20 protein-coding genes, 1 pseudogene and 1 other annotated feature are annotated in these 20387 nt (G+C 38.1%); of the genes and pseudogenes, 12 read left to right on the forward strand and 9 right to left on the reverse strand.

Translation table 11 applies throughout. From position 1 onward, the window contains the following. Nucleotides 1–306: 306 nt before the first annotated feature. Together RRV45_RS04365 and RRV45_RS04370 are read left to right on the forward strand one after the other, a co-directional pair. Nucleotides 307–1605, forward strand: a complete 1299-nt coding sequence (locus tag RRV45_RS04365; RefSeq protein WP_315667530.1) for an MFS transporter — start codon at nt 307–309, stop codon at nt 1603–1605. A 32-nt stretch (nt 1606–1637) separates the two neighbouring features. Next, nucleotides 1638–2897: an ArgE/DapE family deacylase gene (locus tag RRV45_RS04370; protein ID WP_315667531.1), complete on the forward strand. Its 1260-nt coding sequence runs from the start codon at nt 1638–1640 to the stop codon at nt 2895–2897. A gap of 235 nt (nt 2898–3132) precedes the next feature. Here RRV45_RS04370 and RRV45_RS04375 read toward each other — a convergent pair whose 3' ends face one another. The 4 genes from RRV45_RS04375 to RRV45_RS04390 form a co-directional block, all read right to left on the reverse strand. Further along, nucleotides 3133–3555, reverse strand: coding sequence for a VOC family protein (locus RRV45_RS04375; protein ID WP_315667532.1), 423 nt, complete (start codon nt 3553–3555; stop codon nt 3133–3135). 126 nt (nt 3556–3681) lie between these two features. Then, nucleotides 3682–3927, reverse strand: coding sequence for a DUF2164 domain-containing protein (locus RRV45_RS04380; protein ID WP_315667533.1), 246 nt, complete (start codon nt 3925–3927; stop codon nt 3682–3684). 63 nt (nt 3928–3990) lie between these two features. Continuing rightward, on the reverse strand, nt 3991–4971 hold the full coding sequence (locus tag RRV45_RS04385; RefSeq protein WP_315667534.1) for a glycerophosphodiester phosphodiesterase family protein: 981 nt from the start codon (nt 4969–4971) through the stop codon (nt 3991–3993). 248 nt (nt 4972–5219) lie between these two features. Beyond that, a complete protein-coding gene (locus RRV45_RS04390) occupies nt 5220–5693 on the reverse strand; it encodes a DinB family protein (RefSeq protein WP_315667535.1) in 474 nt (157 codons plus the stop codon). A 167-nt stretch (nt 5694–5860) separates the two neighbouring features. On the opposite strand from RRV45_RS04390, the gene RRV45_RS04395 reads away from it, so the two are divergent. Together RRV45_RS04395 and RRV45_RS04400 are read left to right on the forward strand one after the other, a co-directional pair. Next, nucleotides 5861–6103 (forward strand): hypothetical protein, encoded by a 243-nt coding sequence (locus tag RRV45_RS04395; RefSeq protein WP_315667536.1) that lies wholly within the window; start codon nt 5861–5863, stop codon nt 6101–6103. A 14-nt stretch (nt 6104–6117) separates the two neighbouring features. Beyond that, on the forward strand, nt 6118–6564 hold the full coding sequence (locus RRV45_RS04400; RefSeq protein ID WP_315667537.1) for a GNAT family N-acetyltransferase: 447 nt from the start codon (nt 6118–6120) through the stop codon (nt 6562–6564). 136 nt (nt 6565–6700) lie between these two features. Here RRV45_RS04400 and RRV45_RS04405 read toward each other — a convergent pair whose 3' ends face one another. After that, nucleotides 6701–7363, reverse strand: coding sequence for an AraC family transcriptional regulator (locus RRV45_RS04405; protein WP_315667538.1), 663 nt, complete (start codon nt 7361–7363; stop codon nt 6701–6703). 389 nt (nt 7364–7752) lie between these two features. Between RRV45_RS04405 and RRV45_RS04410 the strand changes: the two genes are divergently transcribed. Then, nucleotides 7753–8217 (forward strand): hypothetical protein, encoded by a 465-nt coding sequence (locus RRV45_RS04410; RefSeq protein WP_315667539.1) that lies wholly within the window; start codon nt 7753–7755, stop codon nt 8215–8217. 184 nt (nt 8218–8401) lie between these two features. On the opposite strand, the gene RRV45_RS04415 is transcribed toward RRV45_RS04410, so the two are convergent. After that, nucleotides 8402–9283: a DMT family transporter gene (locus RRV45_RS04415; RefSeq protein WP_315667540.1), complete on the reverse strand. Its 882-nt coding sequence runs from the start codon at nt 9281–9283 to the stop codon at nt 8402–8404. A 163-nt stretch (nt 9284–9446) separates the two neighbouring features. Between RRV45_RS04415 and RRV45_RS04420 the strand changes: the two genes are divergently transcribed. From RRV45_RS04420 to RRV45_RS04440, 6 genes and pseudogenes are all read left to right on the forward strand, one after another. After that, the gene (locus tag RRV45_RS04420; RefSeq protein WP_315667541.1) at nt 9447–10343 is read left to right on the forward strand and encodes an alpha/beta fold hydrolase; all 897 of its coding nucleotides are present in this window, start codon (nt 9447–9449) and stop codon (nt 10341–10343) included. A 278-nt stretch (nt 10344–10621) separates the two neighbouring features. After that, nucleotides 10622–11080 carry a GNAT family N-acetyltransferase gene (locus RRV45_RS04425; RefSeq protein ID WP_410489330.1) on the forward strand — a complete coding sequence of 153 codons (459 nt, stop codon included), beginning with the start codon at nt 10622–10624 and terminating at the stop codon, nt 11078–11080. 75 nt (nt 11081–11155) lie between these two features. Next, entirely contained in the window at nt 11156–11782 is a 627-nt protein-coding gene (locus tag RRV45_RS04430; protein ID WP_315667542.1) for a fumarylacetoacetate hydrolase family protein, read from the forward strand. 330 nt (nt 11783–12112) lie between these two features. Continuing rightward, nucleotides 12113–12195, forward strand: a pseudogene (locus RRV45_RS22075) (hypothetical protein); the annotation flags it as partial. Nucleotides 12196–12345: 150 nt separating this feature from the next. Beyond that, nucleotides 12346–12569 (forward strand) — a binding site (T-box leader). Nucleotides 12570–12616: 47 nt separating this feature from the next. Then, entirely contained in the window at nt 12617–14527 is a 1911-nt protein-coding gene (gene thrS, locus RRV45_RS04435) for a threonine--tRNA ligase (RefSeq protein WP_410489331.1), read from the forward strand. A gap of 557 nt (nt 14528–15084) precedes the next feature. Then, on the forward strand, nt 15085–15324 hold the full coding sequence (locus RRV45_RS04440; protein ID WP_315667544.1) for a hypothetical protein: 240 nt from the start codon (nt 15085–15087) through the stop codon (nt 15322–15324). A 42-nt stretch (nt 15325–15366) separates the two neighbouring features. Here the strand turns inward: RRV45_RS04440 and RRV45_RS04445 are convergent, their stop codons facing one another. From RRV45_RS04445 to helD, 3 genes are read right to left on the reverse strand one after another with little or no spacing between them, the layout of a single operon-like run. After that, nucleotides 15367–15753: a RidA family protein gene (locus RRV45_RS04445; protein ID WP_315667545.1), complete on the reverse strand. Its 387-nt coding sequence runs from the start codon at nt 15751–15753 to the stop codon at nt 15367–15369. A gap of 59 nt (nt 15754–15812) precedes the next feature. Continuing rightward, on the reverse strand, nt 15813–16097 hold the full coding sequence (locus tag RRV45_RS04450; RefSeq protein WP_315667547.1) for a hypothetical protein: 285 nt from the start codon (nt 16095–16097) through the stop codon (nt 15813–15815). 38 nt (nt 16098–16135) lie between these two features. Next, a complete protein-coding gene (helD, locus tag RRV45_RS04455; protein WP_315667548.1) occupies nt 16136–18466 on the reverse strand; it encodes an RNA polymerase recycling motor HelD in 2331 nt (776 codons plus the stop codon). A gap of 437 nt (nt 18467–18903) precedes the next feature. Here helD and RRV45_RS04460 point away from each other — a divergent pair, with 437 nt between their 5' ends. After that, nucleotides 18904–20286, forward strand: coding sequence for a M28 family metallopeptidase (locus tag RRV45_RS04460; RefSeq protein ID WP_315667549.1), 1383 nt, complete (start codon nt 18904–18906; stop codon nt 20284–20286). Nucleotides 20287–20387 lie beyond the last annotated feature (101 nt).

A 20387-nucleotide genomic window follows, 5' to 3' on the forward strand; every position in this document is an offset into this window, starting at 1 on the left:
AATGGGGGAGGCTTAACCCTTTTCCAGCCACATCATATTGACCTATAGGGAAGAAAAATCGAATCAAATACAGAAAAATGTTTTCAAAATTGATTGAATATTGTAAAAGTACGTGCTACAATAAATTCATATAAAGGAATTACAATTCCGAATATAGGAATGGTAATGAGAGAACTCAAACTATTAAAGTTTGGATTGTATTTCAATGGAGGTGAAGATTTATTTAAATCTATAATGAGGTTATGTGAAAAAACGGGAAAAAGATTAAACTAGTTTAAAAAATAATGACACTTTAGGGGGGAAAATATGACAATCCATCAATCAAACGGCAAGCTTACACCTAGCCTTATTTTGCGTTTGTTTATACCATTTGCTTCAGCCTATCTCTTATCGGTTCTATTTCGTACGGTTAATGCAGTATTAGCCCCACATTTCATTGAAGAATTCGACTTAAAAGCATCTGATTTAGGGCTCATGACTAGTACTTATGCCCTTGCGTTCGCTATCACTCAAATCCCTTTAGGAATTGCGCTTGATCGTTTTGGATCTAGACGTACTTTATCTACTTTATTATTGTCTGCAGGTATTGGTGCATTTCTCTTCGCAAATGCTCAAAGTCTTGAGCACTTGATGATTGGACGTTTTCTTATTGGTGTAGGGGTTTCCGGTTGTTTAATGGCTGCGTTTAAGGCGTATAATGATTGGATTCCAGCTGAGAGATTGCCCCTTATTAATAGCTTTCAAACTTTCGCTGGTGGACTTGGAGGGTTGATAGCAACACAACCAGTTCACTTTTCACTCAATTTCATGGACTGGCGAGCGGTTTTTATGATTCTTTTAGGGTTGACCGTAGCTAATGCTATATTTATTTTTATGGCGGTTCCAAAAAAACAAAAAGAAGGTCACAATGATGAACCTGTCAAGAATCAATTAGTAGGAACCTTTCAAGTCGCTAAAAGTGTAAATTTTTGGCGCATTATCCCGATTGCTACATGTGTTCAAGCTTCGTATATTGGTTTGGATGGACTTTGGCTTGGCCCATGGCTAAAAGATGTGGCAGGGTATGAGGCGAGTGCCGTACCTACCCTCCTATTAACTTGTACTGCTTTCCTTTGTGTTGGATATTTAACCAATGGGGTCATTGCAGATTGGCTTCGCAAATTTGGAATTAAGCCGGCTATGGTATCCGTTATTGGAATGGTGGGCTTTACTTTATCAATTGGAGTCATAGCATTATTGGGAGGAAAAGTAGGTGTAACTGGTTGGATTATTTTAAACATTTTCGGTCCATTCTGTCTTCTTACTTATCCAATATTATCTTCCATGTTTGATGGAAAATATGCCGGGCGAGTCATCACACTGTACAATTTGGCCGTCTTCTTACTAACTTTCGTTATCCAATGGCTGATGGGTGTCATTATTGACCTCTGGCCTGCAACAAGCTCAGGTGCTTACAACCCTACCGGTTATTCAGTGGCACTTGGAATACTTTTTGCATTGCATGCAGTTTCACTTGTATGGCTGTTCTTATTCAAAAAGGGTAAATTGGAATTTTTCGAATCAAAAACTTCACCTGCAGAAATTCCGAGTAAACATGCCAACTAAGATTGCTACTATGATTATTGGGAGGTTTTCATGTGCTATACACTGATTTAAGGAATAAATTAATTGAACAAGTGGATCAAAAAGAAGATTTACTCATTGATCTCTGTTCTAAGCTAGTAAGAATACCTAGTGAATCACCAATCTCTGATACGCGTCAGATTGCACAAATGGCCGTGGGTTTTTTGGAAATGATTGACGGAGCGGAAGTTACTATTCATACGCTGGAAGAGCCAATCGTAAATGTAGTAGCGAAGATTAAGGGTAATGGGCCTGGAAAACGGCTAATATTTAATGGTCATTTGGACACATACCCAGTCGGAGATCAGTCTGCTTGGACAGTAGACCCTTTCAGTGCGCTAGTGAAAGACGGCCGACTCTATGGGCGTGGATCCTCAGATATGAAAGGTGGAATCGCATCTTATATGCTCGCCTTTATGTTACTGGCAGAGTGTAGAAATGATTGGTCCGGAGAAGTTGTTCTTACTTTAGCAGGAGACGAAGAGACGATGGGGGTGAAAGGAACAAAATACCTTCTAGATACAGTACCAGAGGCTACAGGGGATGCGATGATATGTGGGGACGTAGGTTCGCCAACGGTGTTGCGTTTTGGAGAAAAAGGATTGCTTTGGCTTGAACTGAATGCTGCAGGAAAACCGGGTCACGGTGCTCACGTCCACAAAGGTGTAAACGCTATCGATCGGCTCATTGAAGGAATGACTAAAATAAATGAAACACTTAGAAAACTGCCAGTTAATAATGTTGAGAAGGTAACCAAAGCTATATTAGAGGCGAGTGAAGTATCGGAGGAAATTTCGGGTAAAGGTGAAACTGAAGTTTTACAAACCGTAACAGTAAACTTTGGAATGATTGAAGGAGGAATTTCCGCAAATCTAATTCCAGACAAAGCTTCTGCTAAAGCAGACATTCGATTACCTGTCGGAACAACCATTGCCCAAATCGAGCAAAAGATTAAGGAAATTGTGGATCCCATTGAAGGGCTCTCTTACAACATTGTTCGTCAATATGAACCTAATTGGTCAGATGTAGATCATGAGATCTTTACATTAACTGCACAAAACGTTCACCAAATCATAGGGGAATCTCCTGTTATAACGATGCGAGTAGGGGCGTCCGATGCTCGTCTATACAGAATTCATAAAAAAGTCCCAACTGTAGTTTGCGGCCTGACTCCTTATAATCTTGGTGGACCAGATGAATATATAGAACTAAGCGAGTTGGTTGATGTCGCTAAAATTCATACACTTACAGCTTTTGATTATCTATCAAAATAAGATTCTATTGAGTTGGAATTTGCCATTAAATCTAAGTGAACCATTATATTCATAAAACATCCTGAAAAACAAAAAAATCCCCATGCCAACGAAAGCATTTGGGGATCTCAATATAAGCACACCCTGAAGAAAAAGGTTGGAAATGAGAAGTGATACCGCACTTCTCATTTTTAATTCGACCTGGCCGTTATTTATGTATGTCTTAGGAGTTGAGAAACTTGATAAGTAATATTTATTATTGGTTTTCCGTGTAAATTTGGAAAGTAACACCGAACTTATCTGTTACGACACCGTAAGCAGGGCTGAAATCTGTTTTTTGCAGCGGCATGCCTACTTGTCCGCCTGCTTGTAACGACTCAAAAATTTGGTGTGATTGATCTGGATTGCTAAGAGTAACACAAATGGTTACTTGATTTCCGATTTGATGCGGTTGACCAGGGAAAGTATCAGAAAACATCAATTCTGAATCTCCTACTTTTATCGTTGCATGTGAGACGAGATCTTTTGCTTCCTCAGGTAATGGGAATTCCGGATTAGGAGGCATTTGTCCAAATGTGAGGATTCCCAATACTTCAGCATTAAACACCTTTTCATAAAAATCAATTGCTTCTTTTGCGTTCCCATTCATCATTAAATACGGTATGAATTTAAATGACATGGCTACTCAACTCCCTAGTTAAATATAATAATTAGTGGGGCTCGTTCATTATTTGAAATCAAAATAGTGACTTTGCTCCAATTATCATTCTAACCTAAAAATTCAAAATATAACATTAAATCCCTGTTATCTTTTAATTGGACGTTCTAAAGTTAATATTTCATCTTCCAAGGAAGAAAACTGCTGTGAGACTAATTGTTTAACATCTGAAACAGCTGTATTATAAAAATGAGGAGCAAGTGATTCCTTAACGAATTCTAATATTCTTTCTGCAGCAAAATCTGTTAATTCCTCGTCCCTCTCTTGTGAAAAGAAATACTGAATGTCTGCTATCATTAATTGCTGTTGATCTTTCGAAAGCTTAATAAACAAATAGAACACTCCTTCAAAAATTAGGGTCTTTTTAAATTAATCAGATGCGTTATCGAGATTAGGTTATTCAGATTGAATAATAGGAGCTATTATTTCAATACTGTTAGTCCAGATGCCCCCACTATAATTTTTAGGAAGGCGCTCTAAATCTTTTTCTTTATCAAAACCTTCCGACCACCCGCCATCTCCTCCTACAATGATGACTCGGGAATCAACCTTTTCCATCCGATTTATAAACTTATTTGACCATCCCCATACCAAAGGAGCATATTTCTCTGGAAGATGAATTTGCGAATGATGACAGGATGAGGGGACATATCCTGTCCAACCAACCGCCAAATAAGGCAGCATACAACTTTTCAGAGTAGCCATTGACATGAGACGGAGGGTCGGAAGTTGTTCGTTTAAAGTTTCAATTGGCCGATCGCCGCCATAAACCGTTAGTTGATTTAAACGTTCTTCTGGCAGTTCAGAGAGAAAATTAGCAAGCTCCACCCCTTCTGCTGGATCATTGCTTTTAATATGAATGAGAAATGATACATTTGGAAAAAAGCTCAGTACTTCATCAAGTGTTGGCATTAGCCCAACGCCTTTGCCGCGAAAGGGAAACGTCTTCCCATTATCAGCCGTGTACCCATAGCCTATATCTAATTGTTTCAATTCCTCCATAGTGTGTTCCCTCGTAACACCTTCCCCATTCGTTCGGCAATCAAGAGTCCAATCATGAAAAACAGCAAATTTGCCATCCTTAGTTAGCTGAACATCAAATTCTACAATGTCAGCACCTGCTTTAAAGGCTGCCTCCATTGATGGAATCGTATTCTCCAAAAAAGAATGTTCAGGTTCAAAAATCCTTTCAGCCGTACAGGTTTCACCAGTGATCCCCTCCATTGGGAACGTTTGAGCCATCCCTCTATGCGCTAATAGCAACGGAGCTCCATCTCGCGCTTTAGTAAACAAGGAACTATTATTGAGAAACATGAAAACAGCTAATATTAATAGAGTAATAGTAAATCTTTTAGCCAGTTGTTTTAACTTCTTCATAACTCCTCCATTTTTAATCACTTTTCAATAGTTTAGCATAGAAGCCCAATTTTTTGACTTATCCATTATTTACGGTAATAAAAAAAGCCCTAGATGGGGCGGCAATGATAATAGATGCTCCAAAAATTATGAATTTGGAATTGCACTTGGTCTTAGTAGGCGACAATAGTTATTAACAGAAATTCATTGTGATCTTTGCTTTAACTAACTAGGGCACTTCTTAAAAATAGAAGCTGCCCTGTGTGCATTCATTTAGAAGAGTTCGCTCGATATAATTGTTTAATCGTTTCGATGTGTAATGCCTCATGGTAGAAGCTAAACAAAAATGTCTCGCCGACTGTGTAAAATTTAATGCCAGACCGGTTTGTAAAAGGAGTTGGCAACCTTTCGTGAAATCTCCCTTGAATAAAATTCTTAATTCTCGTTTTTTGTTCCTTCAAAACATCGGCAATTTCCCTTAATGACGGAGGCGTTCCTTTCCAATCTGCCGGACTAGTTCCCGCTCCAAAAAGATGTTCATAATGACTCGGAATTCTCATCTCTTCACCTAAGACTCCAAAAATAAGTTTTTCCTGAATAAATGCAATATGTCCAAAGTTCCAGCGAATATTGTTGTTAAACCCTTGGGGAATGGTGTCTGCCATTTCTTCAGGAATATTTGTTATTGTTTTCTCTGTTATCTCTCGTACTCTTTCCATATGGATAATGATTGTTTGTTCCAAGAAAAAACCTCCTTTTTAATAAGCATTATATAGATAGTTCGCGGCTTTCATGTGCTTTTCCTACTAATATATAAATTTTTCCATTTTAAGAATTGGCGAAAGAAGGAATGCTCAATTCATATATAGAACCATTACCGATATAGAAGCTGACAGGGAGACGGAATAGAATGTTAAATATTGAGATAAGAAGACCAGCTACTAAAGATATTAGGGAACTAAATCAATTTTTAAGAGTAGTCATTACAGACACTTTTTCTAAAGAAGGCATAGGAGAGATGTTAGAAGATATAGAAGAGGAAATTAAGATTAAAAAGAAATACTTAAATTTTGATATTGAAAGAGATGGGGAGAAAAGATACTTTTTGATTGCTTTATATGAGGAGGAGATCCTCAATATTAATTTTACATAGAGGTGAAGCATGGGGTGGAATTTAAAATTGAAAAAATAGAGGATTTAGGGGCGTTAGGTATTTCCCATTTAGTTCAAGAAAGTAAAGCTGCCGGATTCCGTTTTCTAGAAAAGCTGGTTAATGATTATCAAAATGGTACCAATCGTTTTAATAAGCATGGCGAATCATTATTAGGTGTATATAATAAACAAGGCGTACTGATTGCCATTGGCGGGCTTAATAATGACCCGTATTCTAACGACCCAAAAATCGGTCGATTAAGGAGGTTTTACGTTGCAAGTAATTTTCGCCGAAGTGGTGTAGGAACACTTTTATTAAATAAGATAATGTTAGAAGCAAAGAAGTATTATGAAGGTCTAGTATTGCATACTGATACAGTACAAGGAGACTTATTTTATACTGCTTTTGGGTTTTCTAAGACTTGTGACTATCCGAATTCTACTCATTATATAAACTTTTAACAAAAAGGCAATATGTAATTGCGCAATGCCTTTTTAATGCTGACTAAGTCACTTATTATGATTACTTTTTGAATGTGCAAGATGACTAATAGATTCTAAGCTATTGGAGAGTTGTTTAAAAAGTTAAATAAACTAATTAAATAGAATTCCAGCATTTTCTTATAAGCTCCATATATTGAATATCACCTAGCCCATATTCGGGAAAATTCCTCATTAGATCATACACAAGCACTTTTTCAGGTACATTTGAATTACTTTTAATATACAGCATAAGGACGCTATCTTCATTTTGATAATTTAAGTAAAGCTCAATCCCCTTCATTAATGGTTCAGGGTAGATAGTGGCAGGCATGGTTTTATCGATCAAAACCTGTTTGTACAGGTCATAATATCCATTCACTTCAAGTGCGAACTTTTCCAAGTGCTCATAATTGTCATTTATTAGATGAAGGTCAATTGTTTTTTTACATTGTGTTTGGTCGAGCCATGCGAGAATAGTTAGGACATTGATCTGACAGAACATATCAGGACCAAACCATAATGCTAGGTGCATAAAGTTTTTACTCAAAAGTGGCTGCAATGGCTCAAGGGTAATTTCATGATATTTGACGGAAGAAACGTCATGAGTCTGCGCACGAATCGCATTAAATTCATCTGAAAAAAGATTAGCGGATGTGTTTCCATAGCACATCGCTTCGTTAAACGGAACCATTATCTCTTGTTGAATTCTTTGTGTTTTCTTAAAAAAATGGTACATTTCTTGTCCATTTAATACGTTTAATTTTCGTTTACAAGCCATGTTCCCACCTCCTCTTTCAATTAGAATATCATGGATGAAATAGTTCAACAAATTCGAAACATCTAATAGAAAAAGTCGCCATTCTTATTAGGAAGGCGAATTTTTAATATTATTAAACCGATGTGATTAAAAAGGAAAATAATCTTATTAATAATATGTGGAAGATTACTTGTAAGATCAATTCCTATTAATATATTTTCTATTCACTTCAGAAAGGTCTTCATGATGAGCCTGATACCGCTAAAATTAAAATGCGAAAGAGAGCGGAGGAATTAATAGCAGTGAATAGTGGTGCCTGCACCTATGCTTAATAGGATTGTTTATTCCGTGTAAACAATCTGGTAACAAAGTTCAAAATTTTCCGTCCAATATTATATGGAGGGATGGATATGACTAGAAAATTGCTGCTGCTATTCCTGCTTATGGGAATAAGCTTGCTGGGCTATTCTAAAGGAATTATGTCAGAAGAGAAGCCGCCAAATGCATTTATTAAAATTAATAATGATATGTATGAAACGACATTAGGCACTTATTGTTGGAATGGGAAAGGTGTAAGCACTTGTGTTGATACGGCCGGGCCAATTGAACTTTTAGAAGGTAAAAAGCCAATAAAAGTGAAGCCTGGTGAAAATATTACTTTTGTGATGGATTATACCCCTAAGCCAAACGAATTCTATGTGGTTCAGATACATGGGAATGAGGAAAATTCAATAGAGGTTATCGATAATAGTTTTTCAGCACCAGCACAAAAAGGAGTTTATTATTATTCGTATGGAGTTTGGTGGATGGATGAAAAGGTTGAGCATTTATCGAATGGAGATGCTTTTTATGCTTTTGCTTTAGAAGTAGATTGAAGGTAAGGGGAATAAGAACATCCATTAGGCAAGGGGCGAAAAAGCAATCGATTGCTCGTTACTTTTTTAATTTTCCATTCTTTTTAGTAAAATTTTTATTTCTGTGAACGAAATGATGAAAAATTCACCTCTAATATATGAAAAGCAAAAGAAGGGACATAGCTTGAACGCTGAGAAAATTGCTCTATGCCCCTCTTTTTTCAACCATTACTGTTTGTTTTTCCCTTCTAATAGTGGTGAAGACAATGCTAAAAAGGACAAGAAAGGCGCCAAAAAATTCTTTCCCAGACATAATTTCTTGAATAAATAAATACCCGAACAAGGCCGCAAAAACAGGCTCCAGGGAAAAGATAAGCCCAGTTCTGGCTGCAGATGTATATTTTTGGGCAACGGTTTGGATGATAAATCCCAAGGCACTGCACAAAATGCTAAGTGCAAGGATCGAGATCCATCCTTCTTTAGTGGATGGAAGTACAGGGTTCTCAAAAATGACAGAAAAAAGGAGTCCCCAAAAGCCTGCAACCCCTAGCTGAATAATCCCCAAATTTAAAGTATCCACTTTGGGGGCTGCATGCCCTGTAATAATTATATGAATTGCGTACAAGAATGCACACATCACACATAATAGATCGCCCGGCAAAACATGGAAGGGCAACTGGACGGTAAGAAACGCAATTCCTGTTAAAGCTATTAAAATACTAAGCTTCAAATTAAGATCGATTTTATTTTTGAATACAAAGGTATTCAGAATAGGGACAAAAATGACCGTTAGGCTGACTAAAAAGCCTGCATTGGAAGTAGTTGTTGTCTTTAATCCATATGTGAGCATTGTAAAAATGAGAAACAAGATAGACCCTAAAATGATACTGAACTTCAAAGTTTCCCGATCTACATGCCTCAAGCGACGGTAGAATAGAGCTGCCGCTAGGAGAAACGCCAATCCGAAGCGGAGGGCAATTAAGTTGAATTCAGAAAGGGTATCTAATCCCATCTTCATGAAAAGGTAAGAGGAACCCCAACAAATCGTAACAAAAAACATCATTAAATCCGCCTTAAATGCATTCATCCGGCACCCCTCCCTTTTGTTAATAAAGTATACTAGCCAAACATATACAAGTAAAAGGAAAGTTTCTTGGTTTAAGTATTAGCAAATACAAAGGAATTGACTAATTCCATGGTGTATTTAAGTACCGAATAGTTTTTTTCTAATAAAGGGGGAGGTTAGAGTGATGATCGAAGAAAGAATTCACCTGGAAAATGACATAAAAATTAATGTGAATTATTCAGTAGAAAATAAGGAAAAGCCCACAATACTATTAATTCATTTTAGTGGTGGAACGTCACAAATGTGGAACGGTGTGATCCCCTATCTACAAAATGAATATAGGATAATTGCCCCTGATTTACGGGGCCACGGGAAGTCGGATCGACCTTTGACTGGTTATCATATCGATGATTTTTCTCATGATCTGTTTCTATTATTACATAAGTTGGGGATAAATAAATGTCATGTTGTCGGAAGCTCTTTGGGTGCCGAAGTTGGTCTAAGTTTGGCCGCATCGCATCCGGATATGGTAATGTCATTAGTCAATGAAGGTGCAATTTATAACGAGTTTGGGGAATATGGGCTATTTAATGGAGAAAAAGCTGAAATCGAGGCAGAGAAGGAAAGGCTTTTTCAGCAGTTAAATGAGAGGGAACTCGCTAAATATCAAACGAAAGCTGAGTTCGTTGAGGATCTTAAGGCTCCATTAATTAAAAAGTGGCTTTGGAATGATTATTTCAGGATTTTCTTTGAAAGCTGCGCTGAGGAACAGGCCGATGGAAGCTTTGAGCATTTCTATAAAAATCACGTACGTACAGAATACATTCAAAAATACTGCGATATCCGCTTTGAAGATTATTATAAAAGGGTAAAATGTCCAGTTCTATTCCTGCCAAGTGAAAAAGAATGGGGGAATCCAAAAATTAGATATAGCCTTGACTATTTTTCGAGTTTACTAGATGAATATGAAGTATATAGGATTGAGGGCTCGATACATGCTTATGTTTGGATGCAGCATCCAATCAAAGCTGGAAAAGTAATAAAAGATTTTTTAGAAAAACTTCAAACTAAAATGGAATAATCTACCTCTTAGCGAATGACAAGTGAATCGTTCATGACACTCGACTGATGTTACACTGGAAGAAGATGCCCAGTATTAAATAGGTCATTAGATTGTTCCAACTAAATGGCAAAAATTCAAATAATAATATAGTATAATTAAAAAGTCTAAAGATTCATTTTTGTTAAGGAGGCGGTCATTATGGCTATTATTAAATTATTTAGCACAAACAACAATACGGGGATAACGCCTAATTAACAGGTTGTGTTAGGGTTTCCTCAAGTTCCGAAAGGGGAAAAATGGTGAATACAGACAAAGTGGGAATTGTGGAATTAAACGCGGAGAATTGGTATGAATGCTGTAAGTTAGAGGTATTTAAAGAACAAATCGAATATATTGAGCCAAATGCAATTTCGATAGCCCAGTCGAAGTTTGAACCTACTTTAATACCATATGCCATTTATTTTGAAGAAAAAGTAGTAGGGTTTTTAATGTATAATTCTGTTCAAGAAGAACTAGATGGTTATTGGATATATAGAATTATGGTAGATAAAGAGTACCAGGGCATGGGTATTGCGAAAATTGCAACTGAATTAATGATTTCAGAAATGGCAAAATTGCCAAGTGCGAAAAAAATAGTTGTAGGATATCACCCAGATAATATTGGAGCACATAGATTATATGCAAGTTTGGGATTTGTGGATCATGGTGATCGGTTCGGAAAAGAAATGGCCGTTATTAAATATGTTAATGAATAACAATGGAACAACTAGGTTGTAGAAGTCCCTTTTTTAAAATGTTATTTTGAAATATTAATGAATGGAGAATCTCCAATGCAAACAATCAAAAATGTATATTGTGTGGGAAGAAACTATGAGCTGCATGCGAAAGAATTAAATAATGAAATTCCTGCATTTCCTTTTCTATTCGGAAAGACTACACATGCTGTGGCTTATGCCAATGGTCAGGAAATCGTGTTACCAGCAAACCGTGGCTCCATTCATTTTGAAGTGGAATTAGTCATTCGAATCGGTAAACCTTACGAAAAAGGTGCTTCCGTTGACGACCTTGTAGACAGCATGGCTGTTGGGATTGACTTTACTTTACGCGATGTCCAAAGCGAATTAAAGAAAAAAGGACATCCATGGCTATTAGCAAAGAGCTTCCCTAACTCCGCTATATTAAGCGAATTCATCAAGTTTCCTGGTGTGAACGAATGTAAAAGCAAAGAGTTTTCTCTATTAAAGAATGGAGAAAAGGTTCAGATCGGTAATATAAAGGACATGATTTTTGATATGCAGACATTAATAGACTACACAGCCTTACATTTTGGTCTTGATGAAGGCGATATTCTTTTTACCGGCACTCCTGAAGGGGTTGGACCCATATCGGACGGGGACCAACTTGCACTGTTATGGGGGGAACAAGTTCTTGGAAGTTGTTCAATAAAACTTGGTTAAATTATTTAAAAATGATAGACACACTAACAGGAAAATAGCCTTTCAAAAATTAATTTAAAAAATCCGTTGCTATTTTTTGTAATCTATAATAATATGTATAAAAAATCCATTTGACTACATTCAGCAGAAGTCTTCCACATTAATTTATGGGGGATGAATGCAAAAAGGTATCTAATACAGTCGGCGTTCAACTCCAGCTGAATGAAGCCAAGCCTTCGGCGGATGCCTCTGATTTATTAGAGGAAATTATCGAGCCAGCTCGATAAAAATCTGGGGACAATTTCCCCGAGGTGAAATTGATAATAAGCACTGATAAGGACATGAGCTACTTTTACGGTTTCCAGAGAGGGAAGGCTTGCTGAAATCTTCCTAACGCAGAAAAGTATCTTACCGCCTTTGAGCAGTATTGGGGAAACTAAGTATCCAATGCCGTCTATGCAACGTTACTGCACCAGAGCCATAAGAATCTTTTTTTCTTATGGGAAATTGGGTGGAATCACGGGAATAACGCACTCGTCCCTTGCAATAGGGATGGGTGCGTTTTTTATTTTTACAAATTAATCATTTTTGCGATGAAGAGGACATGAATTATTTTTACGGCTTTCAGAGAGGGAAGGATAGATGCGAACTTCCTAGCTTAGGAAAATAATTTACCGCCTTGAAGCTATATCGGTGAACTTTAGTAGCTGATATCGTCTATGCTGCGTTACAGCACCAGAGCCATAAGTGTTTTTTTCTTATGGGAATTTGGGTGGAACCACGGGTATTTAACGCACTCGTCCCTTGCGATAGGGATGAGTGCGTTTTTTTATTTTAAAAAAGGAGCGAATCAATATGAGTATTAAAGTTCAGTTCCAGGATGGACAAATGAAGGAATTTTCAAATGGCATCACTGTGGGAGAAATTGCGGAGTCCATTAGTACAAGTTTGAGAAAAAATGCGGTTGCTGGGAGGGTAGACGGACAGCTGGTAGATTTATGCCACAAGTTAGAACAGGATGCTGAACTCTCTGTTTTAACTCTTGATTCGGAAGAAGGACTTCAAATTTTAAGACATTCCTCGGCACATGTGCTGGCTCAAGCCGTTCAAAGAATATATGGAAAAGTGAAATTAGGGATAGGGCCTGTAATTGAAGATGGATTTTACTATGACTTGAAATTGGAACACAGTTTGACTTCAGATGATTTACTTGAAATCGAAAAAGAGATGGAAAAAATCATAAACGAGGATCTAGAAATTAAAAGAATGGAGGTTTTCTATGAAGAGGCTGAAAAGCTTTTTAAGGATAAAGGAGAGCCATTCAAGCTAGAAATATTAAAGGGCATTCCGAAAGGGGAAAAGATCACTTTATATCAGCAAGGAGAGTTTATTGATCTGTGCCGAGGCCCACATCTTCCGTCTACTGGCTTGATAAAGGCATTTAAATTAACTCGTGTATCGGGTGCGTATTGGCGAGGCAACAGTCAAAACGAGGTTCTCCAAAGAGTTTATGGTGTTGCCTTTAAAAAGAAGAAGGATTTAGATAAGTATTTACATTTCTTAGAAGAAGCGGGCAAACGAGATCATCGTAAGCTAGGAAAACAATTGGAGCTATTCATGTTTTCAGAGGAAGCACCGGGAATGCCATTTTATTTGCCAAAAGGGCAGATTATTAGAAATGAATTAGAAAATTTTTCACGTGAGCTTCAAAGCAAGGCTTACTATGATGAGGTTCGTACTCCTCTTATGATGAATCAACAGCTTTGGGAGAAATCGGGACACTGGGATCATTACCATGAGAATATGTATTTTTCCGAAGTCGATCAAACTAAGTTTGCGATGAAGCCAATGAACTGTCCGGGGCATATGCTCATATTTAAAAACAGTCTTTACTCTTATCGTGATTTGCCAATTCGGTTGGCAGAGTTTGGGCAAGTTCACCGTCATGAGTTCAGTGGTGCTTTAAATGGAATGCTTCGGGTGCGCACTTTTTGTCAGGATGATGCTCATATTTTTGTTCGTGAGGATCAGATTGAAAGTGAGATTAAGGAGGTATTTGAATTAGTTGACCAAGTCTATCGCACATTTGGCTTTGAGTATTCAGTAGAGCTTTCGACTCGCCCTGAAAATTCAATGGGTGATGACAGTCTTTGGGAAATTTCTGAACGAGCATTAATAAATGTACTTGTGGATTTAGGGATCCACTATCACTTAAACGAAGGCGATGGTGCCTTTTATGGGCCAAAAATTGATTTTCACATAAAAGATGCCTTAAAACGAAGCCATCAATGTGCAACAATTCAGCTTGATTTTCAAATGCCGGAGAAATTTGACTTGAGCTATATCAATGAACAAAATGAAAAGGTTCGCCCAGTCGTAATTCATCGTGCTATTTATGGATCCATCGACCGTTTCTTTGGGATTTTAATCGAACATTTTGCGGGGGCTTTCCCAGTTTGGCTAGCGCCGACACAAGTTCAAATTATCCCTGTTTCACATGTTCACCTAGACTATTGTTTAGAAATTCAGGAACAGCTGCGGAAATCTGGAGTCAGAGTGGGAATTGATAATCGTGAAGAAAAGCTAGGATACAAAATCAGAGAGGCACAGATGCAGAAAATCCCGTATATGCTGGTGCTGGGGGATAAGGAAGCAAACGATGCTGACGTAAATGTCAGGAGGTATGGGGATCAGCAATCCGAAAGTGTTTCTTTTGCGGATTTTAAAGAGAGTATTGTAAAGCAAATAAAGGAGCGCAGTTTATAATAGTGGAACATATTGTTAGTTTGGCGAAATAAGGCCGTTCCTTTAGCCTTATTTCGCTATCAGTTTTTGAATAAGCATATGGTAAAATTAATTGGGAATATTGAAAGTTTTGATGGCGCGTGTTTTAGCAGTGGAATCCGGAAAACACTGACTATGAACGTGTCATGGTGCGTGTTTTAGCAGTGGAATTCGGAAAACACTAACTATGAACGTGTCATGATGCGTGTATTGGCAGGGGAGTCGCAAAAACACTAACTATGAACGTGTCATGGTGCGTGTTTTAGCAATGGGATCCGGAAAACACTTACTATGAAGGTGTCATGGTGAGTGTATTGGCAGTGGAATCCGGAAAACACTAACTATGAACGTGTCATGGTGCGTGTTTTAGCAATGGAATCGCAAAAACACTAACTATGAACGTGTCATGGTGCGTGTTCTAGCAGTGGAATCCCAAAAACGCTAACTATGAATATGTCATAGTGCGTATTTTGGCTAGAGAAGATCCTAAACGACAACTATGTTAAAGGAGCAAACAAAAAACCATATGGAAATAAACTATGACCTTAACAAACATTAAGATAGAAGAGCTATGCGCAAGCATTGATCATGTGTTAAGTAACAAACTGGATCAGGCATTATTGAAACCAGAGGAAATCATTCAATCCATCTATCAATTAGAAACAGCTCTAATGCTTTCGATATTGTTTATCTCATTTATTCAAGACTCTAGAAAAAGAGAACATTACCTTAATCGTGTTCATTCTCTTAGCCAAGAAATAAAAAAATATATTAGTTAGATAAGGGAGCAAAAAAAATGCCCCCTTATTTAACCATATTTATTATCTTGCAGCCCAAGCCTCAACCTCCACCTTGATTTCTGGCCGTGCCAGAGCTGTAACATACGCTAATGTTGTAGCAGGAGGGGATTGGTTATGAAATCCGCTCCATTTTCCCAAAAAGAATTCTCTATTAATACTTTCAGTGAACCAAAAATTCACTTTGAAAACATTGCTTACGTCTATACCTTCACTTTTTAAAATGGATTTAATATTTTCAAGTGCATTGGCAAACTGCGTTTCTATATCAGCTGGAAGGATCCCATCCTTATCATTTCCGACTTGGCCTGATAACACTATTAGTTCAGCATCTCTCGGTACTATGGTTACATGATGATATTGAGCGATGGGGGGAGCAACATTATTAGGATTTGATTTTATTATTTTCAAAACGGATTCTCCTTTTATTTTGATAAGTTATTACTTTTTTCACAAAAATTAATTTCCTATTAATTTACTAGAGCGTATCCAATCCATCCAATAAGTAGAATGTTTGGAGAAATCAATAATGCCGATAGCCACCTGAAGTTTCTTTTTAGGGAAAAGGCAGCCCCAAGGTAAAAGAATGGAAATATCAAACCCCACCATTCAAAACGTGGTGTTGCCGCTAAGTAGAGCGATAAGGGCGTTATCAGCAGGCAGGAATTTACAAGAAATAGTGGCTTCTTTAAACGTAAACCAATAAATGAAAATACGATTGAAGCAATCATAAATGGCCAAAATAATAACCCCATAGAAATCCTCCTTAAAACTTCTCATCCTATATTTTTGCTTAGCTCAAACTCTCCAGCTCAGCATTTTGCAAAAAGGGGCTCGGGTTACCTACACTGTATAACTGCAAATAATGCATAGCTCTTGTGCAGGCGGTATAGAACAATCTACGCAAGCTTTCATCACCGTATACTTCTGCAGATGCATCATAAATGATAACGGCATCAAATTCGATGCCTTTGGCCAAATAAGCCGGTATGATAACAACGCCTTGTTCATATTCAATCGCGCCGCTTTTCACGAGCTTGATTTCTTCGATGCTGCTCAAACCTTCGTAGGCAACGGTGCTTTCAGCAGCAGATTTGCAAATAATTGCAATCGTATTATACCGTTGCTCCCGTAACTCAGCGACTTTGGAAGCGATACAGCGGTGCAGGTCGGTATGATCTGTTATTTGCGTCAAAACTGGCCTTTCGCCATCGCGTTCAAAAGCAGTAATTCGATCGCCGCCAGGCACTAGTCCGCGAGTAAATTCAACGATTGGTCTTGTGGATCTGTAGCTTAGGGTCAAGTTAATTGCTTCCGTTTCCTCTGGTCCGTATAATCCAGTAAGTGTATGGAAATCAACCATTTCGCTGGCATGGGCGAATATTGCCTGATTAAAGTCGCCGAGCACAGTCATCCTTGCCGAAGGAAATAAACGTTTCAAAAACTCGAATTGAAACGGAGAATAATCTTGCGCTTCGTCTACAAGTACGTGTTTAATAGAGGTATTCGTCTGAAAGCCTTGAATCAGCTCCTTCAAAAGTAAAAACGGAGTAGCTTCTTCGTAAAACAGTTTGCCTTCATCTAACATTTTCACGGTTAGCAGGCAAATTTCCTTCCATTCTTCAGGTGTTTTACCTTCAATCCACAAATCGATCCGCGTTGGGTCGGTGAAAAGCTGCTTGTATATTCCTGTTATGTCAATGAATCGAAGCGAGCGAATCCATTTACGAATTGGATTTAACTTCTTGCGAACGATCATGTGCCGAAGTACTTTACTCTCTCTATCATAATCATCAAAGGAGTCTTCGTTAAAACCGCGCTTTTTTTGTAAATGGGCATATACCTTTTGATATTCCTCATTGCTTAGCATTTCGATTTCTTCATGAACCCACTGCTTAGTTATTTCGCGCTTTTCTGTTTCATCAATTTGCTCTAATAGCCACTCGGTCAACTTCTCAAGCCTATTATGAAAACGAAGTGTGGTGTTACTGTTATAAAATTTTTCTGAAATTTGATTAGCGGAGACGATCGGCTTTCCTCTGAATTTAATCCCTTTGAAGATCATTCCAGATAACTCAAGCGACTGTCTGTATGTTTTAATGGTCTCAAAAAAACGGGTAGAAGCCTTAAATCGAATACTTGAAGCCCTTGTCAGATATGAAGGGCTATCCTTTGCAGTCAACATAAATTCTAATTGCTCGTAAGGACCCTCGACTTGAAACTCGTTGCCCAACCGATGGTCCAAGTACTCTTGAAATGTAACCTGCTGCATGTTTTCTTCACCGAGCTCTGGCAACACTCTGGATACGTAATGGTTAAACATTGCATTTGGAGAAAATAGAATGATTTGATCGGCTTTAAGCCAATCCCTATATTTATAGAGCAAGTATGCGATTCGCTGCAGGGCCGCCGATGTCTTACCACTGCCAGCCGCACCTTGAACAATAAGTAGCCGTCCATGGTCGTGCCGGATAATTCGATTTTGCTCCTGTTGGATGGTGGCCACAATGCTGTGCATATGTTTGTCTGTGCTTTTGCCAAGCACTTGCTGTAAAATCTCGTCACCAATGGTAAGACTCGTATCGAACATCGATTCGATTACACCATCCCGTATGATATATTGCCATTTTTGATCCAAGAAGCCGCGGATTACTCCTCCTGGTGTGACGTACTCAACCGGACCAGGCGGGTAATCGTAGTAAACACTCGAAATGGGTGCTCTCCAGTCGTAGATCAGGAAATTCTCGCCGCTTGTATCCGTAAGCGTTGTAATGCCGATATAAATTTGTTCTGCTGTTGAAATTCCTTCTTCAGTGATGTTGATCCGGCCGAAATAAGGGGTTCCCTGCATACGGCGCAGTACGGATAGCCGATTGAAGGCGTGCCTGTGGGTGCTTTGGTTTACGGCCAAGTCTTGTGCCTGTTGTCTTAAGCCAATGATTGTCTCAAGGTAATCGTCAAAAGTATCAATATTTACCTTGACATCATCCCAAAAGTGCTTCCGAATATTAACTACTTCTTTTCGGCGCCGGCCAGTTTCGTCTTCCAGCTTATCGATTTGTTCCGTGATTGTTTCGATGACGCTATCTAATCGTTCCTGCTCCTGACGTAGTTCATTGTTCATACCAAGCACTCCTTTAGAAAAAATGAAATTAGAGTTGACAAATAGGGGAGTATATTGTAAAATTATAATTGGGATAGTTTGACTTCATCCCTTTTATTTATGTGTTTCTAAACAAATTTATCACAATTTTTCATTTTTATCAATATCTCTTGAACAATTGATGGATATTTGCTGTAAATTTATTTCAAGATAAATGGACTTTAATATTCTCTTATAATATGAATACGTGTTAAAAAATAACCAGTTGAGCAAATAGCTTTACTGGTTATTTTTTTTTGATAGAAGTACTCTAATAAAGGTATTTAGGAGCAAATCTTTCCTCCTAGAAAGATAGAGGTATTATCAGAATATTAGGAATTAGTTCTCTTACCTCCTAATGATTTTCCAGATATACTAAATTTACTACTAGCAATCTATTAAATAGGAGGTTTCAAAGTATGATAAATCGTAAGATGCCAAAGGTTTTAGCAACGGTATTAGCTGCTTCACTTGCTCTCAGTTCTGTTGGTTATGCTGCACCAGCTGTAGGCGAAAAAGGGAAGTCCACGTATTCTCAAGATCAAAAAATAGTGGCAAGAGTGGATGCGGAGCGTGCTATTGAACACATCAAATATTTATCAAAGGAAATTGGTACTAGACCAGGCGGTTTGGAAGCTGAGAAAAAATCAGCTGACTACATCGCAAAAACATTAGAAAGTTATGGGTATGATGTAGAGTATCAATATTTTCCTGTAGCTGACCAATACATAGCGAATGTAGGATTCTCTGATGGTACAGTTTGGGAAATGGGTGCTTCTCCAAATGGTGTTATTAGTAATACAGCTGTAACCGCCGAAGTTGTATATGTTGAAGGCGGAACAAGTGCCAGCGATTTTTCGGATGTTAGCGGGAAAGTAGTGTTGATGGCAAGAGCAGCTTCTACTGCTCAATACCGTGCACAAGTAGAAAATGCGGTTAAAGCTGGGGCTGCAGGTGTCATTCTTCAGAGTTTAGTAGGAAGCCGTGGAAATTATGGCCAAGCGTTTAATCCGAGTTTAACTCCTGTATATGATGTGCCAGTCTTTGGGGCTGCCTATATCCAAGGGGAATGGCTGAAGGAACAAATCGCAAAAGCCCCTGTTGAGATTAGTTTAACGGCTACACACTATTCCAATCTCCAATCAGTAAATGTTATTGCTACAAAAGAAGCGAAGTCCAAGGATGAGAATGTGAAAGAAGTCATTCTTGGTGCGCATCATGACAGCGTAGTTGGAGCGCCAGGTGCAAATGACAATGCTTCAGGTGTTGGTTTAATGCTTGAACTTGCTCGCGTCTATAAAGGATACAATACGGACAAAACATTGAAATTTATTGCATTTGGTGCAGAAGAAAGAGGTTTACTAGGTTCAAGGTATTATGTAAATCAATTAACACAGGAGCAAAGGGATCAAATTGAGGCTGTTTTCGTTCCTGATATGGTGGCAACCAATTATGATAAAGCAAATAATCTTTATGCCATGACTCCTGATGGAAGCAGAAATATCGTTACAGATTCTACCGTTGAAGCAGGTGCTAGATTAGGAAATTCAGATATTCTCCCAGGTACGTTCGGATCTAGTGACCATGTGCCTTTCCACCAAGCAGGTATTCCCGCTGCCCTATTCATCTGGATGGGCATCGATAGCTGGAGTCCATTAGTATACCATATTGAAAAGGTTTACCACACACCTCAAGATACGATTGAGGATAATATCTCTGTTGAGAGAATGCAGTCTGCATTAGATATCATTGGATCAGGACTGTTTGATGTGGTGAGGAAGAAGACCCCTGGCAACAACTAAATAGGAAAAACGTTAGGGAAGTGTGTCCAGCACTTCTCTTTTTTCTTTAAAAATAAAAACATTTCCATCATAACATGGTACAATTATCCTAAAAATGGGTA

It is taken from the genome of Bacillus sp. DTU_2020_1000418_1_SI_GHA_SEK_038, assembly GCF_032341175.1.
Classification (GTDB): Bacteria; Bacillota; Bacilli; order Bacillales; family Cytobacillaceae; genus Cytobacillus.

What these genes read in the sequence shown, in the direction of transcription:
- RRV45_RS04365 (WP_315667530.1), top strand. Translation starts at nt 307, where the DNA reads ATGACAATCCATCAATCAAACGGCAAGCTTACACCTAGCCTTATTTTG.
- RRV45_RS04375 (WP_315667532.1), bottom strand. Translation starts at nt 3,555, where the DNA reads ATGTCATTTAAATTCATACCGTATTTAATGATGAATGGGAACGCAAAA.
- RRV45_RS04385 (WP_315667534.1), bottom strand. Translation starts at nt 4,971, where the DNA reads ATGAAGAAGTTAAAACAACTGGCTAAAAGATTTACTATTACTCTATTA.
- RRV45_RS04395 (WP_315667536.1), top strand. Translation starts at nt 5,861, where the DNA reads ATGTTAAATATTGAGATAAGAAGACCAGCTACTAAAGATATTAGGGAA.
- RRV45_RS04405 (WP_315667538.1), bottom strand. Translation starts at nt 7,363, where the DNA reads ATGGCTTGTAAACGAAAATTAAACGTATTAAATGGACAAGAAATGTAC.
- RRV45_RS04410 (WP_315667539.1), top strand. Translation starts at nt 7,753, where the DNA reads ATGACTAGAAAATTGCTGCTGCTATTCCTGCTTATGGGAATAAGCTTG.
- RRV45_RS04415 (WP_315667540.1), bottom strand. Translation starts at nt 9,283, where the DNA reads ATGAATGCATTTAAGGCGGATTTAATGATGTTTTTTGTTACGATTTGT.
- RRV45_RS04420 (WP_315667541.1), top strand. Translation starts at nt 9,447, where the DNA reads ATGATCGAAGAAAGAATTCACCTGGAAAATGACATAAAAATTAATGTG.
- RRV45_RS04425 (WP_410489330.1), top strand. Translation starts at nt 10,622, where the DNA reads ATGGTGAATACAGACAAAGTGGGAATTGTGGAATTAAACGCGGAGAAT.
- RRV45_RS04430 (WP_315667542.1), top strand. Translation starts at nt 11,156, where the DNA reads ATGCAAACAATCAAAAATGTATATTGTGTGGGAAGAAACTATGAGCTG.
- thrS (WP_410489331.1), top strand. Translation starts at nt 12,617, where the DNA reads ATGAGTATTAAAGTTCAGTTCCAGGATGGACAAATGAAGGAATTTTCA.
- RRV45_RS04440 (WP_315667544.1), top strand. Translation starts at nt 15,085, where the DNA reads ATGACCTTAACAAACATTAAGATAGAAGAGCTATGCGCAAGCATTGAT.
- RRV45_RS04450 (WP_315667547.1), bottom strand. Translation starts at nt 16,097, where the DNA reads ATGGGGTTATTATTTTGGCCATTTATGATTGCTTCAATCGTATTTTCA.
- helD (WP_315667548.1), bottom strand. Translation starts at nt 18,466, where the DNA reads ATGAACAATGAACTACGTCAGGAGCAGGAACGATTAGATAGCGTCATC.
- RRV45_RS04460 (WP_315667549.1), top strand. Translation starts at nt 18,904, where the DNA reads ATGATAAATCGTAAGATGCCAAAGGTTTTAGCAACGGTATTAGCTGCT.